Raw genomic sequence first — 1,710 nt, 5'->3', positions numbered from 1 at the left:
TGCTATTTTGCCTAGTTCCTTCACCCGAGTTCTCTCAAGCGCCTGAGTATTCTCTACCTGACCACCTGTGTCGGTTTTCAGTACGGTTTAGATAAACCTGAAGCTTAGTGGCTTTTCCTGGAAGTGTGGTATCGGTTACTTCAGCTCCGTAGAGCCTCGTCATCATCTCTCAGTGTTAAAGAAGTCCGGATTTGCCTAAACTTCTCACCTACAAACTTAAACGCACATATCCAACAGTGCGATAACCTAACCTGCTCCGTCCCCACATCGCAGTTTATCCAAGTACGGGAATATTAACCCGTTTCCCATCGACTACGCTTTTCAGCCTCGCCTTAGGGGCCGACTCACCCTGCCCCGATTAACGTTGGACAGGAACCCTTGGTCTTCCGGCGAACGGGTTTTTCACCCGTTTTATCGTTACTTATGTCAGCATTCGCACTTCTGATACGTCCAGCAGCCCTCTCGAGCCACCTTCATCCGCTTACAGAACGCTCCCCTACCCAACAGACTTACGTCTGATGCCGCAGCTTCGGTGCTATATTTGAGCCCCGTTACATCTTCCGCGCAGGCCGACTCGACTAGTGAGCTATTACGCTTTCTTTAAATGATGGCTGCTTCTAAGCCAACATCCTAGCTGTCTAAGCCTTCCCACTTCGTTTCCCACTTAATATAGACTTTGGGACCTTAGCTGGCGGTCTGGGTTGTTTCCCTCTCCACGACGGACGTTAGCACCCGCCGTGTGTCTCCTGAGTATCACTCTTCGGTATTCGTAGTTTGCATCGGGTTGGTAATCCGGGATGGACCCCTAGCCGAAACAGTGCTCTACCCCCGAAGGTGTCCGCTCAAGGCTCTACCTAAATAGATTTCGGGGAGAACCAGCTATCTCCCGGTTTGATTGGCCTTTCACCCCCAGCCACAAGTCATCCGCTAATTTTTCAACATTAGTCGGTTCGGTCCTCCAGTTAGTGTTACCCAACCTTCAACCTGCCCATGGCTAGATCACCGGGTTTCGGGTCTATACCTTGCAACTAGACGCCCAGTTAAGACTCGGTTTCCCTTCGGCTCCCCTATTCGGTTAACCTCGCTACAAAATATAAGTCGCTGACCCATTATACAAAAGGTACGCAGTCACCCTTAAAGGGCTCCCACTGCTTGTACGTACAAGGTTTCAGGTTCTATTTCACTCCCCTCACCGGGGTTCTTTTCGCCTTTCCTTCACAGTACTGGTTCACTATCGGTCAATCAGGAGTATTTAGCCTTGGAGGATGGTCCCCCCATCTTCAAACAGGATATCACGTGTCCCGCCCTACTTGTCGTTAGCTTAGTACCATGACCTGGACTTCGAGTACGGGGCTATCACCCTGTATCGCCAAGCTTCCCAGCTTGTTCCTCTGTCTCTGTCATTATCACTAACAGGCTCCTTCGCGTTCGCTCGCCGCTACTAACGAAATCTCGGTTGATTTCTTTTCCTCGGGGTACTTAGATGTTTCAGTTCTCCCGGTTTGCCTCACTTACCTATGGATTCAGTAAGTGATAGTAGATTCTTCATCTACTGGGTTTCCCCATTCGGACATCTTGGATTAAACGCCTCTTATCGACTCATCCAAGCTTTTCGCAGATTAGCACGTCCTTCGTCGCCTCTGATTGCCAAGGCATCCACCTTGTACGCTTAGTCACTTAACTATACAACCTCAAAAATTCTTGATGTTG

1 rRNA gene is annotated in these 1,710 nt (G+C 49.6%); it reads right to left on the bottom strand.

The annotated features are described in order from the left end of the window. A 23S ribosomal RNA gene (locus tag AC979_RS00235) occupies nt 1-1,683 on the bottom strand; the annotation flags it as partial. Between the last annotated feature and the right edge of the window lie 27 nt (nt 1,684-1,710).

It is taken from the genome of Parahaemophilus parainfluenzae (assembly GCF_001053575.1).
In the GTDB taxonomy this organism is placed as follows: Bacteria; Pseudomonadota; Gammaproteobacteria; order Enterobacterales; family Pasteurellaceae; genus Haemophilus_D; species Haemophilus_D parainfluenzae_S.
Note: the sequence above shows the minus strand (reverse complement) of the source record. Positions and strands in the feature narration are given on the sequence as shown.